Source organism: Blautia sp. MSK.18.38, from assembly GCF_024460535.1.
Taxonomy (GTDB): domain Bacteria; phylum Bacillota; class Clostridia; order Lachnospirales; family Lachnospiraceae; genus Blautia_A; species Blautia_A fusiformis.
This window is the reverse complement of sequence record NZ_JANFYP010000085.1, coordinates 1-640: the sequence shown is the minus strand read 5'-3', so window position 1 is coordinate 640 and position 640 is coordinate 1. Positions and strand designations below refer to the sequence as shown.

Annotated in this window: 1 protein-coding gene and 1 pseudogene; both read right to left on the bottom strand. The window is 41.1% G+C overall.

The window, feature by feature from the left end; translation table 11 throughout:
* Positions 1-234 (bottom strand): annotated as a pseudogene (locus tag NE638_RS17830) (sensor histidine kinase); the annotation flags it as partial.
* The coding region (locus tag NE638_RS17825; protein ID WP_173687207.1) for a response regulator transcription factor at positions 231-640 on the bottom strand (410 nt) is incomplete at its 5' end. The gene NE638_RS17825 and the pseudogene NE638_RS17830, both read right to left, overlap by 4 nt.

Below are 640 nucleotides of genomic sequence, written 5' to 3'. Positions count from 1 at the left end.
GTTGTCCAGCGTCCGGCACAAATTAGAAGTAAAATGAGAAAGGCGTTTTCCAAAAGACAGCACCAATAGCCAAATCCAGAAAAATGCACAGAGTGTCAATGTTCCACCTGCTATGAAAATTCGTATATCCTGCATTATACCGCCGAGAATACCGGTAATTACCAGCATAGAGAAAACCATGCCAGCACTAATCAGTCTACAAATTTTCTTAGCAGAAAGGTTATTCAGTTTCATTTCTTTTCGCCTCCTGTCCATTGATACCCCATACCGTAAACCGTTTTGATATATGTGTCGCCATCCGCTTCAATCTTACTGCGAATGCGGCTGATAGAAGTAGTAAGGGTATGTTCATCTACATATTTTTCATCAATGTCCCACAGCCTTTCCAAAAGTTGTTGGCGGGTAAGTACCTGCTTCGGATTTTTAAGAAATAGGTTCAGCATTTTATATTCCATCGCAGAAAGCGCTAATGGTTTCCCGTTCAAACTTGCAAATTGTTCCGAAAAATCCAGAAACAGGCTACCATCCTCGTAAATATCCTTAGCTGGTTTGTGATGTTCCAACATAGCGAACATGGCTTTGATCTTTCGCTGCAAAGCACTAATCGAAAAAGGTTTCGTGATATAATCCACTGCACCAG